Source organism: Paraburkholderia agricolaris (assembly GCF_009455635.1).
Classification (GTDB): Bacteria; Pseudomonadota; Gammaproteobacteria; order Burkholderiales; family Burkholderiaceae; genus Paraburkholderia; species Paraburkholderia agricolaris.
Window position 1 is genome coordinate 1,082,221 of record NZ_QPER01000001.1, and the last position, 20,899, is coordinate 1,103,119.

Consider the following 20,899-nt stretch of genomic DNA (forward strand, 5'->3'; position numbering starts at 1 on the left):
CCGGCGGCTTCCGCATGACGCTCCGCATACTTCCCGGCAATTTACTGCTCGACTAGCAAGCTCGAATCATCCGGCAGATTCGCCTTTGCGTTATCGGTCTTGCGCGTGACCTCCGAATCGCCCAGACCTTTGATCAATTCCAGCGCCTGACGTTCGAACAGCCGCCTGTAAAGGCCGTTCTCGAGTCTGATCAAGGCATCGTGGCTGCCTTCCTCGATCACCTTGCCCTTGTCCAGCACCAGCAACCTGTCCAGCGCACGCACCGTGGAAAGACGGTGCGCCACCACCAGCGTGGTGCGGCCCGTCATCAGCCGCTCCATGGCTTGCTGGATCAGCACTTCGCTTTCGCTGTCGAGACTCGAGGTCGCTTCGTCCAGAATCAGGATCGGCGCGTCCGCAAGAAACGCCCGTGCGATTGCCACGCGCTGACGTTCGCCGCCGGAGAGCTTGATACCGCGTTCACCCACCAGCGTGTCGTAACCTTGAGGCAGCGTCGCGATAAAGTCGTGCGCGCTCGCGAGCCTCGCGGCGCGTTCGATCTCGGCGCGGCTCGCACCGGGTCGTGCATAGGCGATGTTCTCCGCCAGCGAGCGGTGAAACAGTACCGGCTCCTGCTGAACGATCGCGATCTGGCTGCGCAACGACGCCTGCCGCACACGGGCAATGTCCTGGCCATCGATCGTGATCCGGCCTTCCGAAATGTCGTACAGCCGCTGGATCAGCTTGATGAAGGTCGTCTTCCCGGAGCCCGAGTGCCCGACCAGCCCGACGCGCTCTCCCGGCGCGATGCGCACGGAGAAATTCTCATAGAGCGGCGTGGCTTTCGCACCGTAGTGGAAAGTGACGTGCTCGAAGCGAATTTCGCCTTTGCCGATCGCGATCGGACCCGCGCCGGGCCGATCTTCGATGCCCAGCGGCTGACTCTCCAGCGACACCAGTTCTTCCATGTCGTTGATCGAGCGCTGCAGGTTACGGATGTGCATGCCCACGTCGCGCAGATAGCCTTGCAGCATGAAGAACATCGTCAACGCGAACGTGATGTCGCCGACACTCGCTTCGCCGCGCATCCACAACAGCAGCGCGGCGCCGAGAATGGCGGCCTGGATCGCCACCAGCATGCCGCCTTGCAAGCCGCCGTTGATCGTGCCGCGAATCCATGTACGGCGCGTGCGGTGACGCCACTTGACGATCACGCGGTCGAGCAGGGCTTCTTCGCGCTCTTCGGCGCCGAACGCTTTCACCACGCCGTTGCAACTGACTGCGTCGGCGAGGGCGCCGCCCATACGGGTGTCCCATGCGTTAGCGAGGCGCGCGGCGGGCGCGACGAATCCGAGCGACACGATCACGGTGACCGCGATATACAGCACGGACCCGACACCCACGACCGCGCCCATCATCGGCCAGCGCCAGCCGAGCAGCACCGTTGAGCCGACCAGCATGACTACCGAGGGCAACAGCGCGACCAGCAGCGTGTCGTTGAGCAGATCGAGCGCCCACATGCCGCGCGTGATCTTGCGCACCGTGGATCCGGCGAAGCTGTTGGCGTGCCAGTCGGTCGAAAAGCGCTGCACGCGATGAAATGCGTTCGACGCGATTTCGCTCATCATCTTGAGCGTCAGCCTGATGAGATTGAAGAACACCCCTTGGCGAAGCAGTTCGGCGCCGAGCCCAAGTGCGCTCAGTACGCAAAAGGCGGTGATCGCCGCGCGCCACGCGAGCGCGTCGCCGGCAGAACCGGACGCGATTGCGTCGACGAGCCGTCCGGCGAACATCGGCGTGAGTACGTCGGCCAATGCCGAGAGCAGCACCAGCGCGGTAATCGCGCAAATGCGCCAAGGCTGTTTGGCCCAGTGACGGAAGGTAAAGCCGAGGACATTCCTGAAGGCGTGTCCACGAAGGTCGAGTTTTTTTATGGTCATTTGCCACGACTCGGTGACGCGTGAGCGGACCGAGGTTCCAGTCAGAAGCGAAAGGAAGAGACAGTCGAGCGAGCCGGAAAATGTCGATAACGACGCCGGCAATGGGACGACGGACTGTCTGGGATTTTCGCGGACGGCCTGTTCAGGCAGAACCGCGTGAGCGACGACGCGACGGAGTTAAGGTCGCGAAAATGGCCGTGAGGCCATCCCAGGGATGGCGATATGCACTGCGAACATGTGACGCCTCCCTGTAGTCGAAAGAGGTGGAAAAAGTAGACGGGGCGTGTGCCCGAAAACTGACTATATCAGCAGTATTTGGCGGCCGCAATCGTACGAAAGTTCGGTGTTGACTTCGAAACGAAGCGGGCGCTTGTGCGCGAGAGGGTACGTGGTGCGTATTAACGTGCGTACACCTGAGCGATTGATCTGCCGCGCGCATACAAAGCCGAGGCAAAAACAAAAAAGCCCTCGACTCAAGTTCGAGGGCTTTCTTTTGCGGTTCTTCGGAAACCAGCGAATCTGGTGGGTGGTACAGGGATTGAACCTGTGACCCCTGCCGTGTGAAGGCAGTGCTCTACCGCTGAGCTAACCACCCGAAGAGAGCCGAATTATGTCAGGGATTTTTCTGCTCGTCTAGTGTTTTTTAAGCGGTTTGCCCATCCGCGGCCGGCGACGGATCAAGGCGCCACACGCTCGTGCCTTTGACCGCTTTGTCGAGACCGTCGAGCACCGCCTGATGTTCGGCGACTTCTTCGTCGCTCGCGGCAATCACCAGCAGATTCAGCGAATCGATTGCGATGCGCGGGGCGTGCGAGTCGCCGCCGCCGTGCGAGTCGCCGAGCATGTCGATGACGAGGCTTTCCTGGCCACGGGTCATCGCCAGATACACCTCAGCGAGCAGTTCCGAGTCGAGCAGTGCGCCGTGCAACGTGCGGTGCGCGTTGCTGATGCCGAAGCGGTCGCACAGCGCGTCGAGCGAATTGCGTTTGCCTGGGAACATCTGCTTGGCGCGCGCCAATGTATCGATGATCTCGCCGCAGCAGGTTTTCACCGGCGGCAAACCCAGCAGCGCAAATTCGGCGTCGAGAAAGCCGATGTCGAAAGGTGCGTTATGAATGATCAGATCCGCGTCCTGAATGAAGTCGCGAATCTGATCGGCAATCTCGGCGAATTTCGGCTTATCGCTCAGGAACTCGGTGGTCAACCCGTGAACGGCCAATGCGCCCGGATCGCTGTCGCGTTCCGGGTTGATGTAGAAATGCAGGTTGTTGCCAGTGAGCCGGCGGTTCACCATTTCGACGCAACCGAGTTCAAGAATCCGGTCGCCGGTTCGTGCATTCAGGCCGGTGGTTTCGGTGTCGAGGATGAGTTGACGCATGTCGGATTAGCCTGCTCTAAAAAATCAGCAAAAGAAGAAGGGCGCGCGCGTCGGTGTCGCCGCGGGCATGACGGCGCACATCACACTTGTGCGAGTGACGCGACGCCGCGATTAGCCAGTTGATCCGCGCGTTCGTTTTCCGGATGGCCGTTGTGACCGCGCACCCAGCGCCATTCGATTTCGTGCTGCGCAACGAGCGCATCGAGCCGCTTCCACAGATCGGCGTTCTTCACCGGTTGCTTTGCAGCGGTGATCCAGCCTTTTTTCTTCCAGCCGTGAATCCATTCGCTGATGCCTTTCTGCACATACTGCGAGTCGGTATGCACGACGGCTTTGCAGGGACGCTTGAGCGCCTCGAGTGCAGCGATCACCCCCATCAGTTCCATGCGGTTGTTGGTGGTGTTGGGTTCACCGCCGAACAGTTCTTTTTCCTGGTCGCCAAAGCGCAGCAGTGCGCCCCAGCCGCCGGGGCCGGGGTTGCCCTTGCAGGCGCCGTCGGTATAAATATCGATGATGTCGGAAGTCATTGAGTATGGTTGCGTGTGTTCGGGGTGGCGGGCGCGAGGCCCGCGGCAAGGACCGGTTTCTTCACTTTCAGCGGGCCGACGAGGCGCATGCCGCGCACGCGCTTGATCGCCTTGATCATGTAAGTGGCGCCGAAAATTGGCCACCAGCGGTCGCCTGCGGCCTCCATGAATCCATAGCGGGACAGCCACTGTTCGCTGGCGAGCGGCGGACGATAGCAGCCGAAGCGCCCGCGTTCAAGGTCGAAGCCCAGCAGCTTGATCCAGTCTTTCAGGCGCGTGAAGGCAATCAGATCGACTGCCGCGGGCACGAACGGCCGGCCGGTCATCTTGCCGACCGATTGGCGCGCGCCCCACAGCGACAGCGAATTGAAGCCGAGAATGATCAACTGGCCTTCGGGCATCAGCACACGTTCGGCTTCGCGCAGCAGACGGTGCGGGTCGCTCGTGAATTCCAGCGTGTGCGGCATCACGATCAGATCGACGCTTTGTGCTTCGAACGGCAGGTCGAGCAGATCGCACCAGACCGTGCTGCGCCCGAGCGGCGCCGGCAATCCCGCGGGCAGATCCTGCGCGGCACCGCTTCTCAAGCCATTCCCTGCGCCATTCCCGGCACGCCCCAAGCCGCGCGGCAACGTGTAGGGCGCACTCGCGCCGCTTGCCGCGTCGAGCACGAGTCCGCGGCACGGCATGCGGTTCTCGCGCAAGGCGTCCAGCTGCGGCAGGCCGAGTTGCAGCGCATGGTAACCGAACACGTCGGACACCACGCGATCGAGCTGGGTTTGTTCCCACTCGAGTACGTAGCGGCCGGGTGGCGAATCGGTCCAGGCAGGCCAGTCTATAATCGCTCGGTCAGTCATATCAGAGAATGCGTCGCCTATGAATGCGCTCGAGTACGTACCGGTCCCGGCGTTTGAAGACAATTACATCTGGGTCGTTTCCGACGGGCATCATGCGGTGGTCGTCGATCCGGGTGAGGCCGCCCCCGTGCGCGCATATCTCGCGAAACGGGGTTGGCGGCTGAGCGCTATTTTACTCACGCACCATCACCAAGACCATGTCGGTGGGGTCGCCGATCTGCTGAATGGCCAGGCCGTGCCCGTTTACGGCCCCGCCGGTGAAGCGATCCGGCACCTCACGCACCGTCTTGAAAACGGCGATCATGTGACGATTGCTGCGCCCGCACTCGAATTCGACGTACTCGACGTGCCCGGTCACACGAGCGGCCATATCGCCTATTTTCAGCCAACCGACCCGCGCGGCACGCCGCACGTGTTTTGTGGCGATACGCTGTTCGCGTGCGGCTGCGGCCGCTTGTTCGAGGGTACGCCAACGCAGATGCTGGCGTCGCTGGATTCGCTGGCCGCACTCCCTGGCTCGACCGAAGTGCATTGCGCGCACGAGTACACGTTGTCGAACATCCGCTTTGCGCTCGCCTGCGAGCCGGGCAATGCCGAACTGCAAGCCTGGCGTGACAAGGCGAGCGAATTGCGCGCGCGTCACGTGCCGACCCTGCCGACCACCATTGCCCACGAACGCGCCGTGAACCCATTTTTGCGCGCGGATAATCCGGCGATTCAAGCAAGCTTGCAAGAGCAGCTGCATGAAAAAGTGCCCGATCGTTTGACGGCATTTACGCTGATGCGCGAATGGAAAAACCGCTTCCGTTGACCCGGCCGCCATCAGGGTATTCCTCACGCGAAGAATCGGAAAAATTCGCCAAGCCTTAGATTTCCTTGATTTTTTTCGTCATTTTCCGATTGACGTAAACGTTGCCGTTTCGTACTATCGGCTGCAAATTCCAGCCCTTGTGGAAGCCGAGACGTTCATGCGATTTATCTTTAGTGCGTTATTGGTCCTGACACTCGCCGCCTGCGCGAGTCAAGGACCGACAACGAATAGCCCTACCACCGCAACTAATCCCGCCAGTCAGCAAGCCGTCGCTGACGCCCTTCGCAAGACAGCTACTGCCAAAGAGACGATCAATGTCGACCAGGGTTCAGTCGATCAACTGACGAGCCCGGACGCCGATCTCTGGAGTCGTATTCGCCGTGGTTTTCAAATGCCGGATCTGCAAACCGACCTCGTCGACATGCAGGTCAACTGGTATGCGCAGCGCCCGGACTACGTGCAGCGCATGACCGAGCGCTCGCAGAAGTATCTGTACCACATCGTCGAAGAGCTCGAAGCGCGTCACATGCCAACCGAGCTTGCCTTGTTGCCGTTCATCGAATCCGCGTATAGCCCGCAGGCGTTGTCGGTGGCGAAGGCCGCCGGCATGTGGCAGTTCATGCCGGGCACGGGCCGCACCTACAACCTCAAGCAGAATATGTGGCAAGACGAGCGCCGCGACGTGCTGGCCTCCACCAGCGCCGCGCTCGACTATCTGTCGCGTCTGCATGACATGTTCGGCGACTGGCAACTGGCGCTCGCTGCCTACAACTGGGGTGAGGGCAACGTGCAGCGCGCGATCGCGCGCAACGAAGCGGCAGGGCTGCCTACCGACTACCTCAGCCTGCGCATGCCGAACGAGACGCGCAACTATGTGCCCAAGCTGCAGGCGGTGAAGAACATCGTCATGAACCCGCAGATGTACGGGCTCACGCTGCCGTCGATTCCGAACCACCCGTATTTCGTCACGGTCACGACCTCGCACGACATTGACGTGGACATGGCGGCGAAGCTCGCGAATCTCTCTCCAGACGAATTCCGCTCGTTGAACCCGTCGTTCAGAAAGCCGGTGATTCTCGGCGCCACCCAGCCGCAGATTCTGCTGCCGTTCGACAACGCGAGCGCGTTTGAGCGCAATCTGAAGGCCTACTCCGGTTCGTTGTCGTCGTGGACCACGTACACGGTCACCGAGCGTGCTGCGCCGGCGGCGATCGCGCAAAAGATCGGTGTCGACGCTGACACGCTGATGGAAGTGAACAAGATTCCGGCCGGTATGCGCCTGAAGCCGGGCTCGACGATCGTGGTGCCGCGTGGTTCGGACGACGACGAAGACATCAGCGCCGACGTCGCCGAAAGCGCGGTGCTGGCCATGGAGCCTGACGTTCCCGACACCCGCAAGATGTTGATCCGCGTGCGCCGTAATCAATCGATGGCCGCCATCGCGGTGCGTTACGGCGTCTCGATCGGTCAGTTGAAGGCGTGGAATCGCACGCATCGCGATCAGGTTTCGCGTGGTCAGGTGATCGTGCTGCACGTGCCGGTTGGTAAGGCCATGCCGAGCGAACCAGGTCCGGAGCGCATCGCGACTGACGTGCAGGGTGGCGGAGTCGAGAAGATCGGCACCCGCGTCGCAGACACGAGAAGCGAATCGCGCTACGATAAGAAGAAGGGTCGTGGCCGCACCGCCGTGGTGAAGGTGTCTGAGCCGGTGGGTAAAGTCAGCAAGCCGACAACGTCTAGCGCCAGCAAGGGCAAGGTGACGAAGGTGTCGGCTTCCACGTCCAGCAAGGCGTCGAAGGCCGCGGCAGATAGCCGCCCGAAGACCGCGGCCAACGCGAAGAAGGGTAAGTAGACCAAAAGCGGCCATCACGGTAGTGACCATATGCGTTGCGGGGGCAACGCGTGAATTGCGCTCCGATCACGCACCGTGTTATTCCGACGCCGTCACCAGTGGTGACGGCGTTTTTCATTCTGCAGACCAGTCGAGGCGAAATTCGCGCGTTTCGTTTATCTTTCGGGCCTGGGCCAAACCCGGCCGCTTATTTCAAAACTTATGTCGTCGACTCAGCTGCGCGTTTTTCTCCTGTTTTCCGCCGGTTACTTCGTTTCTTATGTATTTCGCGGCGTCAATCTCGGCTTTGCCCCTTTCATCACGCACGATCTCGGCTTGTCGGCCACGGATCTCGGTCTGCTGACCAGTCTGTATTTCCTCGGCTTCGCGGGCGCACAGATTCCGGCCGGCGTGTTGCTGGACCACTTCGGCGCGCGTCGGGTGACGGCGGTCACCCTGCTGTTTGCGGCGCTGGGAATCTGGGTGTTCGGCGCCGCGCACAGCGTTGGCATAATGATGGTTGGGCGCCTGCTGATTGGTGTGGGTGTGTCGGTGTGTCTTGGCGCCGCGTTCAAGGCGTTGGCGCAGCATTTCGCGTCGGCACGGTTGCCGTTGATGAACGGTTTGGTGATGGCGATCGGCGGTTTCGGCGGGGTGATGGTCGGTTCGCCGCTTACGTGGGTGTTGGGTTTTGCCAGTTGGCGCACGGTCTGTATCGGTCTGGGGCTGCTCACGGTACTGGTGGCGGTGGCGCAATGGACGCTCACACCGGACAGCAGGGAAACTCACCATCAGGCGAGTATCGGTGTCCAGTTCAAAGGGACGCTGCATATTCTGAAGAGCGCGGCATTCTGGAAAATCGGCTCATTTTCAGTCCTTACGCAAGGCGTGTTTTACGCGATGCAATCGCTATGGGTCGGCGCCTGGTTGCGCGACGTGCAAGGCTTCGCGCCGCGTGAGGCTGCCGCGCTGGTGTCGATTCTCGGCTTTGCAATGATGGCCGGCTGCGTGGGCTTCGGCGCGGCGGCGCGCAGCCTCGAGCGGCGCGGGGTCTCGCTGTATGCGTTTTGCGGCATCGGTATGGCGCTGTTCGTCGTTACCCAGCTATTGATCATGTTCAACGCGCCGCTGCCGGCGAGCCTGCTGTGGGCGGCGTACGGGATCTTCGGCGGGACGGGAATTCTCAGTTATGCGGTCATGGCGCGCCATTTCCCGGCGCAGATGATCGGCCGGGTGAATACCACCCTCACGCTGATCATTTTTCTGCTGATTTTCGGTTTCCAGATCGGTGTCGGAGCGGTGCTGTCGCGCTGGCCGGCCAGTGGCGGCCATTATCCGGCGGCCGCGCATCTGACCGCCTGGGGTATTCTGGTGGCGCTTCAGATATTGAGTGCGATCTGGTACGTACTGCCGGGCCGGACGCAGCCTCAGCCGGCGCATGTGCAAGCCGGACAGCAGGTCTAAGCTTGCCGCGCGGGGCTCGCAGAAAGGGCATGAGATTCACCGGCTCTATCCCGATTCAGCCCCGTGTAAATTGTGCCAAATCGCTTCCGAGCCATACACGGCAAGGCTTGAGCCTGATTCGGGCGGTACCGGGCTACGCTGACGCCTCATCTCGGATTTGGAGGGAAGGGTAGTTTCGCGCTATAATTCCAAGGTTTGAGCTTATCAACCCGCACCCTAGCGCCTACCTCTCCCATACCGTTCATCCGCCGCGCGCTTTTGACGCCCCGCACCCCAGCCGATCCGTCCACACAATGGACCCATCGCGCTCCTTGCGACGTCACCAGCAGTACGCGAGCGAGTCTGCGCGCGCATCCTGTCGATGCGTTTCGCTGCGGCTCGCAGTCGGATAGACAGGTCGGCAACAGGGTGTTCCCCAAGGAGTCTCCCGTGTTGCCGTCATTTTCTCCCGCTTTGCTCGCACTCGCCGACGGCACGGTCTTTCGTGGTTACTCGATCGGTGCCCCCGGGCATACGATCGGCGAAGTCGTGTTCAACACCGCTATCACCGGCTATCAGGAAATCCTGACCGACCCGAGCTACGCGCGCCAGATCGTGACCCTCACGTATCCGCATATCGGTAACGTCGGCGTGAATGCCGAAGATGTCGAAGCCACGAAAGTCCATGCCGCCGGCCTGATCATCCGTGATCTGCCGGTTCTCGCGTCGAATTTCCGCATGGAGCGCACGCTCCCGCAATACCTGAAGGACGAAGGCGTGGTCGCCATCGCCGGTCTCGACACCCGTATGCTGACGCGCGTGCTGCGCGACAAGGGTGCGCAGAACGGCGCCATTCTGGCCGGTTCGAATGACGAGGCGAAGGCAATCGAACTCGCACGCTCGTTCCCAGGTTTGTCGGGCATGGACCTCGCGAAGGTCGTGTCCACCAAAGAAACCTACGAATGGACCCAGACCGAATGGCGTCTGGGCACCGGTTACGGCAAGCAGAACGCGCCGAAGTACCGTGTCGTCGCGTTCGATTACGGCGTGAAGTACAACATTCTGCGCATGCTGGCCGAGCGCGGCTGCCACGTCACCGTGCTGCCTGCAGAAGCCTCCGCGGCTGACGCACTGGCGCTCAACCCGGACGGCATCTTCCTGTCGAACGGTCCTGGCGATCCGGAGCCGTGCGATTACGCGATTGCCGCCACCAGGGAGTTGATCGAACGCGGTATCCCGACCTTTGGTATCTGCCTTGGCCACCAGATCATGGGCCTCGCTGTCGGCGCAAAGACCATGAAGATGAAGACCGGCCACCACGGCGCGAACCATCCGGTGAAGGATCTGGGCGATGGCCGCGTGGTCATCACGTCGCAGAACCACGGTTTCGCGGTCGACGCCGACACGCTGCCGGCCAACGCCAAGGTCACACACATCTCGCTGTTCGACGGCACGCTGCAAGGCTTCGCGCTGACCGACAAGCCGGCATTCTGCTTCCAGGGCCACCCGGAAGCGTCGCCGGGTCCGCACGACATCGCGTATCTGTTCGACCGCTTCACCGCGTTGATGGACGCGCAGAAGGCCGGCAAGACCGCAGCGGCATAAGCAGGTTGTGAAGCGCCCAGGCGGCGCGCGGCTCGCAACGCGATTGGCGCGCCACGCGCGAAGCCGGGCGAGCCGCACACAACACAACACAGCGCGCGCAACGTTTGAACGGCGCGCGCCGACGGAAAGAATTCAGGAATACATTAGCGAGAGCGTTATGCCCAAGCGGACAGACATTAAAAGCATTCTCATCATCGGCGCGGGTCCGATCATCATCGGCCAGGCGTGCGAGTTCGACTACTCGGGCGCGCAGGCATGCAAGGCGCTGCGTGAGGAAGGCTACAAGGTCATTCTCGTCAACAGCAATCCGGCGACGATCATGACCGACCCGAACACGGCCGACGTCACCTACATCGAGCCGATCACGTGGGAAGTGGTTGAACGCATCATCGCCAAGGAGCGCCCGGACGCGATCCTGCCGACGATGGGCGGCCAGACCGCGCTGAACTGCGCGCTGGATCTCCACGCGCATGGCGTGCTGGAGAAGTACAAGGTCGAGCTGATCGGCGCGTCGCCGGAGGCGATCGACAAGGCGGAAGACCGTCAGAAGTTCAAGGACGCGATGACCAAGATCGGCCTCGGTTCGGCCAAGTCGGGCACCGCGCATTCGATGGAAGAAGCACTGCAGGTGCAAGCCGACATCGCTGTGCAAACGGGTAGCGGCGGCTATCCGGTCGTGATCCGTCCGTCGTTCACGTTGGGCGGTTCGGGCGGCGGCATCGCGTACAACCGCGACGAATTCGAAGAGATCTGCAAGCGCGGCCTCGACCTGTCGCCTACGCGCGAGTTGCTGATCGAAGAATCGCTACTCGGCTGGAAAGAGTACGAGATGGAAGTGGTCCGCGATAAGAAGGACAACTGCATCATCGTCTGCTCGATCGAAAACCTGGACCCGATGGGTATTCACACCGGCGACTCGATTACCGTCGCGCCGGCGCAAACGCTCACCGATAAGGAATACCAGATCCTGCGTAACGCATCGCTCGCGGTGCTGCGCGAGATCGGCGTGGACACGGGCGGTTCGAACGTGCAGTTCTCGATCAATCCGAAAGATGGCCGGATGATCGTGATCGAAATGAACCCGCGTGTGTCGCGTTCGTCGGCATTGGCTTCGAAGGCGACCGGTTTCCCGATCGCGAAGGTCGCGGCTAAGCTCGCTTGCGGTTACACGCTGGACGAGTTGAAGAACGAAATCACCGGTGGCCAGACCCCGGCATCGTTCGAACCGACGATCGACTATGTCGTCACCAAGATTCCGCGTTTCGCCTTCGAGAAATTCCGCGAAGCCGATTCGCGCCTGACCACGCAGATGAAGTCGGTCGGCGAAGTGATGGCCATCGGCCGTACTTTCCAGGAGTCGTTCCAGAAGGCGCTGCGCGGTCTCGAAGTGGGCGTGGACGGTCTGGACGAAAAGACCGACAACCGCGACGAGATCATCCGCGAGATCGGTGAAGCCGGTCCGGACCGCATCTGGTATGTGGGCGACGCGTTCCGTATCGGCATGACGGCCGAAGAGATTTTCGAAGAGACCTCGATCGACCCGTGGTTCCTCGCGCAAATCGAACAGATCATCCTGAAGGAAAAGGCGCTGGCCGGCCGTACGCTGGCAAGCCTGTCGAAGGAAGAACTCAAGTATCTGAAGCAAAGCGGCTTCTCGGACCGGCGTCTCGCGAAGCTGCTCGGCGCGAAGCCGGCAGAGGTGCGCCTGCGCCGTATCGAACTGAACGTGCGCCCGGTCTACAAGCGTGTCGACACGTGCGCCGCCGAGTTCGCCACGAAAACCGCCTACATGTACTCGACCTACGAGGAAGAGTGCGAAGCGAACCCCACGAACAACAAGAAGATCATGGTGCTGGGCGGCGGCCCGAACCGGATCGGCCAGGGCATCGAGTTCGACTACTGCTGCGTGCACGCCGCGCTCGCCATGCGCGAAGACGGCTACGAAACGATCATGGTCAACTGCAACCCTGAAACCGTTTCGACCGACTACGACACGTCCGATCGTCTGTACTTCGAATCGCTGACGCTCGAAGACGTGCTCGAAATCGTCGACAAGGAAAAGCCGGTCGGCGTGATCGTGCAATACGGCGGTCAAACGCCGTTGAAGCTCGCGCTCGATCTCGAAGCGAACGGTGTGCCGATCGTCGGCACATCGCCGGACATGATCGACGCCGCGGAAGACCGCGAGCGTTTCCAGAAGCTGCTGCAGGACCTCGGCCTGCGTCAACCGCCGAACCGCACCGCGCGTGCTGAAGACGAAGCGCTGAAGCTCGCCGAGGAAATCGGCTATCCGCTGGTGGTGCGTCCGTCGTACGTGCTGGGCGGCCGCGCAATGGAAATCGTTCATGAGCCGCGCGACCTCGAACGCTATATGCGCGAAGCCGTGAAGGTGTCGAACGATTCGCCGGTGCTGCTCGACCGCTTCCTCAACGACGCGATCGAATGCGACGTCGATTGCATCTCCGATGGCGAGGCCGTGTTCATCGGCGGCGTGATGGAACACATCGAACAGGCGGGCGTTCACTCGGGCGACTCGGCTTGCTCGCTGCCGCCGTACTCGCTGTCGAAGGAAACCATTGCCGAGCTGAAGCGCCAGACTGGTGCAATGGCCAAGGCGCTGAATGTGGTCGGCCTGATGAACGTGCAGTTCGCGATCCAGCAGGTGCCGCAGGCCGATGGTTCGAAAGAAGACATCATCTACGTGCTGGAAGTGAATCCGCGCGCATCGCGCACGGTGCCGTACGTGTCGAAGGCGACCAGCCTGCCGCTCGCGAAAATCGCGGCGCGCGCGATGGTCGGCCAGAAGCTCGCCGATCAGGGCGTGACGAAGGAAATCGATCCGCCGTACTTCAGCGTGAAGGAAGCCGTGTTCCCGTTCGTCAAGTTCCCGGCAGTCGATCCGGTGCTCGGACCGGAAATGCGTTCGACCGGTGAAGTGATGGGTGTGGGGCAGACATTCGGCGAAGCGCTGTTCAAGTCGCAACTGGCGGCGGGTTCGCGTCTGCCGGAGTCGGGCACGGTGCTCCTGACCGTGATGGATGCTGACAAGCCGAAGGCCGTCGAAGTCGCGCGCATGCTGCACGAACTCGGCTATCCGATCGTCGCGACCAAGGGCACGGCTGCCGCGATTGAAGCGGCCGGCGTCCCGGTCAAGGTCGTCAACAAGGTGAAGGACGGCCGTCCGCACATCGTCGACATGATCAAGAACGGCGAAATCGCGCTGGTCTTCACGACTGTCGACGAAACCCGTGCGGCGATCGCCGACTCGCGCTCGATCCGCATGAGCGCGCAGGCAAACAAGGTCACGTACTACACGACGATGTCCGGTGCACGGGCCGCAGTTGAAGGTTTGCGCTATTTGAAGAACCTGGAAGTCTATGATTTACAAGGACTCCACGCTCGCCTAAACTAAGGCTTCGAATACCTGTCCAAGATGTAAGTGCCGCGGTTAAGCGGCGTTCCGCAGGTGCTGTGGCCCGGCTTTTTGCCCGGAGCGTCAGCCCCGCGGAATGCACTTAACCGCGGTGATTTTTTTTACGGCTGTTTTTTGCATAGAGTTGTTTATGAGCACTGTTCCATTGACGAAGCGCGGCGCGGAAATGTTGCGCGATGAATTGCAGCGCCTGAAATCGGTTGAGCGTCCGTCGGTGATCAATTCGATCGCTGAAGCGCGTGCCCAGGGCGATCTGTCGGAGAACGCGGAATACGACGCGGCGAAGGAAAAGCAGGGCTTCATCGAAGGCCGGATTGCCGAAATCGAATCGAAGCTGGCCGGCGCGCAGGTGATCGACCCGGCCGCGGTCGAAGCGGACGGGCGCGTGGTGTTTGGCGCGACCGTCGAGCTGGAGGATCTGGATTCGGGTGCGCCGGTCAAGTATCAGATCGTCGGCGACGACGAAGCGGACATCGACCACGGCCTGATCTCGATCAGCTCGCCGATCGCGCGTGCGTTGATCGGCAAGTCGGAAGGCGACGTTGCATCGGTGCAGGCACCGGGCGGCGTGCGCGAATACGAAATCATCGCGGTGAGCTACGTTTGAAGGCGGCGCCGGTGTCCCTGATGCCGCATCGTTTCTTCCGCCTGTTGACGGTGGTGTGGGTCGGTAGTCTCCTGACGATCGGCTATGCCGTCGCGCCAGTGCTGTTTACGTCGCTCGACCGCATGACGGCAGGTGCCGTGGCGGCGCAACTGTTCCGCATCGAAGGCGTGCTGGGCGCGGTGTGCGGTATTTTGCTGCTGGTTCTGGCGAACATCCTGATTCGCCGCGGCAGCGAGGCTTATCGCCGGTTGCGCTGGTTGATCGCCGGTATGCTGGTGTGCGTGCTGGTGGGGTACTTTGCGTTGCAGCCGTTCATGAACGCGATGCGCATTGCCGCGTTGGAAGCGGGCAGTGATGTCGGGCATTCGGCTTATGCGACACGCTTCGGCATCCTGCACGGCGTGTCGAGTCTGTTTTACCTGATCGAAAGCCTACTGGGCGTGGCGCTGGTATGGAAGCTGCCGGCGAGCGTCGGCGTTGTGACTGCGGAGCAGGGCGCTCGTAGCGCCACCGGGAAAGTCACCGGCTGAGTGGTGCGAGGCCAGGAGCCGGCCCAGGCGGTTTTGTCTGTCGCGCTACGGATTGCCTAAGCGGCGTTGCCCAGGCGATCTGAGCAGTTCACGCCAAAGTGCGGACACCGCCCGCACTTCTCATCATTCGCTTATTTCGACGACTGATGCGCGCGTTTCGCGCTGGTCTGGCGTTTCTTGGCACGCTTGATGTTGCCGCCCTGCGTGACGCGCTCATTGCCGCGCACCACGACTGCCTTTGCCTTTGGCTTGCGCATTGGAACTTCGCTGGGTTTCACCACCGTGACCACGCGCGGTGCGCGGCCCTTGCCCGGTTTGGCTTCGACAGCCGCTTCGCGGGCGCTCGGCAGGGCGCCGCGCTTGGCCTTCACCGCTGGCTGCGCCGCTGCTTCCGGCTTCCAGATTACCAGCAGCTTGCCGATATGCTGGATCGGCGCGGCGTTCAGCTGGTCGCAGATCTGTTCGTAGATGGCGATGCGCTCTTCGCGTTCGTCGCCAAATACGCGGATTTTGATCAGTTGATGTGCGCCAAGGTGAACCTTGATCTCCGACAGCACAGCGTCGGTCAAGCCTTCGGCGCCGACGAGCACGACCGGTTTGAGCGCATGTGCCTGGGAGCGCAATTCGGCGCGTTGATCGGAAGAGACTTTAAGGGCTGGCATGGAAAGTGGGAGACTCGACTAAAATGGCGGCACCTGCAGTCCGGATAGATTCGGACCATGGCGCAGGGCGGCGCGTCAGAACAACAGAATCGCGGATGACTGCCAGTTTTGGCGGTGGCCGCGCGAATTAACCGCGTATTATCCCCTAAAGCGCGACATCACGCAGCAAGAGTTCTACCATTAATGGCAAAAAACAAGTTCAACACCGCGTGGCTGCACGATCACATCAACGACCCGTACGTAAAAATGGCGCAGCGGGAGGGTTACCGCGCCCGCGCTGCCTATAAGCTGAAGGAAATCGACGAGCAGGACAAGCTGATCCGGCCCGGTCAGGTGATCGTCGACCTCGGCTCCACGCCGGGCAGCTGGAGTCAGTACGCCCGCAACAAGCTGGCCAAGGGCGCGCAGCGCGACGCTGAGCGCGAGGGCGGGATCGACGGCACGATCATCGCGCTGGATATGCTGCCTATGGAGCCGATCTCCGACGTTCACTTCATTCAGGGCGACTTCCGCGAAGACTCGGTGCTTCTCCAATTGGAAGAATTGGTCGGAGAACGACAAGTTGATCTTGTAATTTCGGATATGGCGCCCAACCTGTCGGGAGTGGCGGTGGCGGATGCCGCGCGAATCGAGCATTTGTGCGATATCGCGATGGAATTTGCGCAAAACCACCTGAAGCCGGATGGCGCCCTTTTAGTCAAATGTTTTCATGGCAGCGGTTATAGCCAGATTGTCGAAAAGTTCAAGCGCCAGTTCAAGGTGGTGGCGGCCCGCAAGCCGAAAGCTTCGCGGGACAAGTCGTCAGAAACGTTTATTTTAGGTAGGCACCTCAAGCGGCCCGCATAGGGGCGCTGCAGGAAGGTTCCGCATCTGCCGATAATGTGCCCAGGGCGCCGGAAATTGGCGCTCCGACAGCCCGCTACGCTATTTATGTGGTAGCGAAACCTTATGGCAGGGGTCTGCGGACTGGATTAGAATGCTTTCGTGGTGCCGCAAGGAAAATGTAGGCGCCCGTCTAAGTGAAGGAGTGGTGCTTTGAACAACAATATGTTTTCGAAAGCAGCAGTGTGGCTGGTTATCGCACTGGTGCTGTTTACGGTGTTCAAGCAGTTCGACAAGCCCCGTGTCCAGGAAGGCGTTTCCTATTCGCAGTTCATGGACGACGCAAAGAACGGCAAAGTCAAGAACGTCATTGTCCAGGGGCGGAACCTCACGGTCACTCCAGCAGACGGCCAGAAGTACCAGATCGTGTCGCCCGGCGACATCTGGATGGTCGGCGATCTGATGAAGTATGGCGTTCAGGTGAGCGGCAAGGCTGATGACGAACCGAATGCGCTGGTGTCCGCGCTGTACTACCTCGGACCGACGATCCTGATCATCGGCTTCTGGTTCTACATGATGCGACAGATGCAGGGGGGCGGGAAAGGCGGTGCGTTCTCGTTCGGTAAATCCCGTGCACGTCTGATCGACGAAAACAACAACGCAATCAATTTCACCGACGTCGCCGGTTGCGACGAAGCCAAGGAAGAAGTCTCCGAACTGGTCGACTTCCTGCGCGATCCGCAGAAGTTCCAGAAGCTGGGCGGGCGCATCCCGCGCGGCGTGCTGCTGGTCGGCCCGCCGGGAACGGGTAAGACGTTGCTGGCGCGGGCTATCGCCGGCGAAGCCAAGGTGCCGTTCTTCAGCATTTCGGGTTCGGACTTCGTGGAAATGTTCGTGGGTGTCGGTGCGGCTCGTGTGCGCGACATGTTCGAGCAGGCCAAGAAGCATGCACCTTGTATCGTGTTCATCGACGAAATCGATGCGGTCGGCCGTCATCGCGGCGCCGGCATGGGCGGCGGTAACGACGAACGCGAACAGACCTTGAACCAGATGCTGGTCGAGATGGACGGTTTCGAAGCGAACTCGGGCGTGATCGTGATTGCTGCCACGAACCGTTCGGACGTGCTGGACAAGGCGCTGCTGCGTCCGGGCCGTTTCGACCGTCAGGTGTACGTCGGTTTGCCGGATATCCGCGGCCGCGAACACATCATGAAGGTTCACCTGCGCAAGGTGCCGATTTCGAACGACGTCGACGCAGCGGTTATCGCACGCGGCACGCCGGGCTTCTCGGGCGCCGATCTGGCGAACCTGGTCAACGAAGCAGCGCTGTTCGCGGCTCGCCGCGGCAAGCGCATCGTCGAAATGAACGACTTCGAAGACGCGAAAGACAAGATTTTCATGGGCCCGGAGCGCAAGTCGGCCGTGATCCGCGAAGAATCGAAGCGTGCTACGGCGTATCACGAATCGGGTCACGCGGTCATCGCCAAGCTGTTGCCGAAGGCCGATCCGGTGCACAAGGTCACGATCATTCCGCGCGGCCGTGCGCTGGGCGTCACGTGGCAGTTGCCGGAGCATGACAACGAAACGTATTCGAAGGACTACCTGCTGGACCGCCTCGCGATCCTGTTCGGTGGCCGTGTCGCGGAAGAATTGTTCCTGAACCTGATCAGCACCGGCGCATCGGACGACTTCAACAAGGCAACGGCTACTGCCCGCGCCATGGTGGCTCGCTTCGGCATGACGGACGCACTCGGACCGATGGTCTACGTCGACGACGAAAACGACGCAACACCGTTTGGCCGCGGCTTCACGCGGACCATTTCGGAAGCGACGCAGCAGAAGGTCGACGCGGAAATCCGCCGCGTGCTCGACGAGCAGTACAACCTCGCCAAGCGCCTGCTGGACGAGAATCGCGACAAGGTCGAAGCGATGACCGCCGCGCTGATGGAGTGGGAAACGATCGACGCCGATCAGATCAACGACATCATGGCAGGCCGTCCGCCGCGTTCGCCGAAGAGCTCGCCGCCGTCGGCAAGCGACGCCTCGTCGGGTGGCAGCCCGGGCACCGAGGTCAAGCCGGGCAGCGCGACCGCGCCGGCCTGATAGGCGACCAGTAGAAAGTGCGGGCCGGTGTGTTTCACACCGGCCCGTTTTGCATTTATCTGTTTTACGTGATTGACCGCTACGTGCCGAAAGTCGAATTCCCCTCTCTTCCTATTCCCGAACCGCTGCAATGCGGCCGCTTCAAGCTGACCTTCGAACGCCCGTTGGTCATGGGCATCCTGAACGTCACCCCCGATTCTTTTTCCGATGGCGGCCAGTACGCGATGCGCGGCGATGCGCTGCGTCAGGCCGAGCGCATGCTGCTCGATGGCGCGGACATCATCGACATCGGCGGCGAGTCGACTCGCCCGGGCGCGCCGCCCGTGCCGCTCGATGAAGAACTGGAGCGGGTGATTCCGCTGATCGAGCAACTGCACGGCGCGAACGTGCCGCTGTCGGTCGATACGTACAAGCCGGAAGTGATGCGCCGCGCGCTGGCCGCGGGCGCCGATCTGATCAACGACATCTGGGGTTTCCGGATGCCCGGTGCGATCGATGCCGTGCGCCACAGCGAGTGCGGTTTGTGCGTGATGCATATGTTCGGTGAGCCGCAGACCATGCAACTTCGCGAGCCTGATTATCAAGACGTGGTGAGCGAGGTGCGGCAGTTTCTCGAAGAACGGGTGACGACGCTGAAGCAGGCCGGTATTGCCCGCGCGCGCATCAGCGTGGATCCTGGCTTTGGCTTCGGCAAGTCGGTGGTCGAACACAATTACGCGCTGCTCGCGCATCTGCCGGACACGGCGCCGCAGGCTGAGCCGCCATACCCCATTCTCGCCGGCATGTCGCGCAAGTCGATGGTCGGCGCGGTCGTCGGACGCCCGGCGCCGGAGCGCGTCGCGGGCAGCCTCGCCGCAGCGGTGTGCGCCGCCGAGCGTGGCGCGGCCATTTTGCGCGTACACGATGTCGCGCAAACAGTGGATGCATTGAAAGTATGGGCGGCCATGCGCGACGCGGCACACCACAGCCGCGCGCGTGGCTGACCCAAAAAAGCCAAGGAGGAACATAAAAGATGGCACGTCGTTATTTCGGAACGGACGGAATTCGGGGCAAGGTTGGCGAAGGGCCCATTACGCCCGAGTTTGTATTGCGGCTCGGCTATGCCGCCGGCAAAGTGCTCGCGGGCGCGGACCGCTGGGCCAAAACCGGTACGCGTCCCACGGTGCTGATTGGGAAAGACACGCGGGTGTCGGGTTATATGCTCGAAGCCGCGCTCGAAGCGGGTTTTTCCGCGGCCGGCGTCGACGTCATGCTGGCTGGGCCGATGCCGACCCCGGGCATTGCGTATCTGACGCGCGCCCTGCGGCTCGCCGCCGGCGTCGTGATCAGTGCGTCGCATAACCCGTACTACGACAACGGCATCAAATTCTTCTCCGCCGATGGCAACAAGCTGCCCGACGAAGTGGAATTGCAGATTGAGGAACAACTCGATCTGCCGCTCGCCTGCGCCGCCTCCGAGCAACTCGGCAAGGCACGGCGCCTCGACGACGCAGCCGGCCGCTACATCGAATTTTGCAAAAGCACTTTCCCGGCAGCGTTTGACTTGCGAGGCATGAAGCTGGTGGTCGACTGCGCGCACGGTGCCGCGTACGACGTCGCGCCGCACGTGTTCCATGAACTCGGTGCCGATGTGATTCCGATCGGTGTCGCGCCGAACGGATTCAACATCAATGATGGCGTCGGTGCGACCGCGCCGGACGCGCTGGTGCGCGCGGTGCGCGCGAACCACGCGGACCTCGGCATCGCGCTCGACGGCGACGCCGACCGGCTGCAGGTCGTGGACTCGGCCGGCCGGCTGTATAACGGCGACGAGTTGCTGTACGTGCTGGTCAAGGACCGCATGGCGACCGACGGCAAAGTGGAAGGCGCGGTCGGTACCTTGATGACCAATATGGCAGTCGAAGTCGCGCTGCAGGAATCCGGCGTGAAGTTTGTCCGCGCGGCGGTGGGCGACCGCTATGTGCTCGAGCAGTTGCGTGAGCACGGCTGGCAGTTGGGCGCGGAAGGCTCCGGCCATATTCTCTCTCTTGACCGCCATTCGACCGGCGACGGCATTGTGTCGGCCCTCCTGGTGCTGGCCGCGATGAAGCGCAGCGACAAAACGCTCTCGGAGCTGCTCCGTGGCGTCACGCTGTTCCCGCAGAAGCTGATCAACGTGCGGATGCAGCCCGGCGCGGACTGGAAGGGCAGCGCCGCAATTCGCGGCGCGATCAGCAAGGCCGAGGATGCGCTGAACGGCCGCGGCCGCGTGCTGATCCGTGCGTCCGGCACCGAGCCCGTGTTGCGCGTGATGGTGGAGGCGGAAAACGTCAACGACGCGGTTCGCCATGCCGAAACGATCGCTGACGCAGTGAAGCAGGCTACGGCCTAA

At 61.7% G+C, this 20,899-nt stretch carries 16 protein-coding genes and 1 tRNA gene; 11 read left to right on the top strand and 6 right to left on the bottom strand.

Features of this window, described 5'->3' with window-relative positions:
* Positions 1–41: 41 nt before the first annotated feature.
* The 5 genes from GH665_RS04965 to GH665_RS04985 all read right to left on the bottom strand — a co-directional run bounded on the left by GH665_RS04965 (position 42) and on the right by GH665_RS04985 (position 4,681).
* Positions 42–1,919: an ABC transporter ATP-binding protein gene (locus GH665_RS04965; protein WP_153134905.1), complete on the bottom strand. Its 1,878-nt coding sequence runs from the start codon at positions 1,917–1,919 to the stop codon at positions 42–44.
* Positions 1,920–2,439: 520 nt separating this feature from the next.
* Positions 2,440–2,514, bottom strand: a tRNA-Val gene (locus GH665_RS04970).
* A 48-nt stretch (positions 2,515–2,562) separates the two neighbouring features.
* Positions 2,563–3,297, bottom strand: coding sequence for a DNA polymerase III subunit epsilon (gene dnaQ, locus GH665_RS04975; RefSeq protein WP_153134906.1), 735 nt, complete (start codon positions 3,295–3,297; stop codon positions 2,563–2,565).
* Between the two features lie 80 nt (positions 3,298–3,377).
* Positions 3,378–3,824 (bottom strand): ribonuclease HI, encoded by a 447-nt coding sequence (rnhA, locus tag GH665_RS04980; RefSeq protein WP_028199171.1) that lies wholly within the window; start codon positions 3,822–3,824, stop codon positions 3,378–3,380.
* Positions 3,821–4,681 carry a class I SAM-dependent methyltransferase gene (locus GH665_RS04985; RefSeq protein WP_153134907.1) on the bottom strand — a complete coding sequence of 287 codons (861 nt, stop codon included), beginning with the start codon at positions 4,679–4,681 and terminating at the stop codon, positions 3,821–3,823. The genes rnhA and GH665_RS04985 overlap by 4 nt, the downstream gene beginning before the upstream one ends.
* A gap of 19 nt (positions 4,682–4,700) precedes the next feature.
* On the opposite strand from GH665_RS04985, the gene gloB reads away from it, so the two are divergent.
* The 7 genes from gloB to GH665_RS05020 all read left to right on the top strand — a co-directional run bounded on the left by gloB (position 4,701) and on the right by GH665_RS05020 (position 14,941).
* Positions 4,701–5,492, top strand: a complete 792-nt coding sequence (gloB, locus tag GH665_RS04990; RefSeq protein WP_153134908.1) for a hydroxyacylglutathione hydrolase — start codon at positions 4,701–4,703, stop codon at positions 5,490–5,492.
* 157 nt (positions 5,493–5,649) lie between these two features.
* Entirely contained in the window at positions 5,650–7,344 is a 1,695-nt protein-coding gene (locus GH665_RS04995; protein WP_153134909.1) for a transglycosylase SLT domain-containing protein, read from the top strand.
* 201 nt (positions 7,345–7,545) lie between these two features.
* Positions 7,546–8,787, top strand: coding sequence for an MFS transporter (locus GH665_RS05000; RefSeq protein WP_153134910.1), 1,242 nt, complete (start codon positions 7,546–7,548; stop codon positions 8,785–8,787).
* A 429-nt stretch (positions 8,788–9,216) separates the two neighbouring features.
* A complete protein-coding gene (gene carA / locus GH665_RS05005; RefSeq protein ID WP_153134911.1) occupies positions 9,217–10,371 on the top strand; it encodes a glutamine-hydrolyzing carbamoyl-phosphate synthase small subunit in 1,155 nt (384 codons plus the stop codon).
* 157 nt (positions 10,372–10,528) lie between these two features.
* Positions 10,529–13,783, top strand: a complete 3,255-nt coding sequence (gene carB, locus GH665_RS05010) for a carbamoyl-phosphate synthase large subunit (protein ID WP_153134912.1) — start codon at positions 10,529–10,531, stop codon at positions 13,781–13,783.
* A gap of 151 nt (positions 13,784–13,934) precedes the next feature.
* On the top strand, positions 13,935–14,411 hold the full coding sequence (greA, locus tag GH665_RS05015; RefSeq protein ID WP_115780599.1) for a transcription elongation factor GreA: 477 nt from the start codon (positions 13,935–13,937) through the stop codon (positions 14,409–14,411).
* Between the two features lie 20 nt (positions 14,412–14,431).
* Positions 14,432–14,941, top strand: coding sequence for a DUF4149 domain-containing protein (locus GH665_RS05020; RefSeq protein WP_153134913.1), 510 nt, complete (start codon positions 14,432–14,434; stop codon positions 14,939–14,941).
* 131 nt (positions 14,942–15,072) lie between these two features.
* Here GH665_RS05020 and GH665_RS05025 read toward each other — a convergent pair whose 3' ends face one another.
* Complete coding sequence (locus GH665_RS05025; protein ID WP_153134914.1) at positions 15,073–15,603, bottom strand: YhbY family RNA-binding protein; 531 nt, start codon at positions 15,601–15,603, stop codon at positions 15,073–15,075.
* Between the two features lie 183 nt (positions 15,604–15,786).
* Between GH665_RS05025 and GH665_RS05030 the strand changes: the two genes are divergently transcribed.
* The 4 genes from GH665_RS05030 (at position 15,787) to glmM (ending at position 20,899) form a co-directional block, all read left to right on the top strand.
* Positions 15,787–16,449 carry an RlmE family RNA methyltransferase gene (locus GH665_RS05030; RefSeq protein WP_028199162.1) on the top strand — a complete coding sequence of 221 codons (663 nt, stop codon included), beginning with the start codon at positions 15,787–15,789 and terminating at the stop codon, positions 16,447–16,449.
* A 189-nt stretch (positions 16,450–16,638) separates the two neighbouring features.
* Positions 16,639–18,528 (top strand): ATP-dependent zinc metalloprotease FtsH, encoded by a 1,890-nt coding sequence (ftsH, locus tag GH665_RS05035; RefSeq protein WP_054036261.1) that lies wholly within the window; start codon positions 16,639–16,641, stop codon positions 18,526–18,528.
* A 170-nt stretch (positions 18,529–18,698) separates the two neighbouring features.
* Entirely contained in the window at positions 18,699–19,511 is an 813-nt protein-coding gene (gene folP / locus GH665_RS05040) for a dihydropteroate synthase (protein ID WP_425496045.1), read from the top strand.
* Positions 19,512–19,540: 29 nt separating this feature from the next.
* A complete protein-coding gene (gene glmM, locus GH665_RS05045) occupies positions 19,541–20,899 on the top strand; it encodes a phosphoglucosamine mutase (protein WP_153134915.1) in 1,359 nt (452 codons plus the stop codon).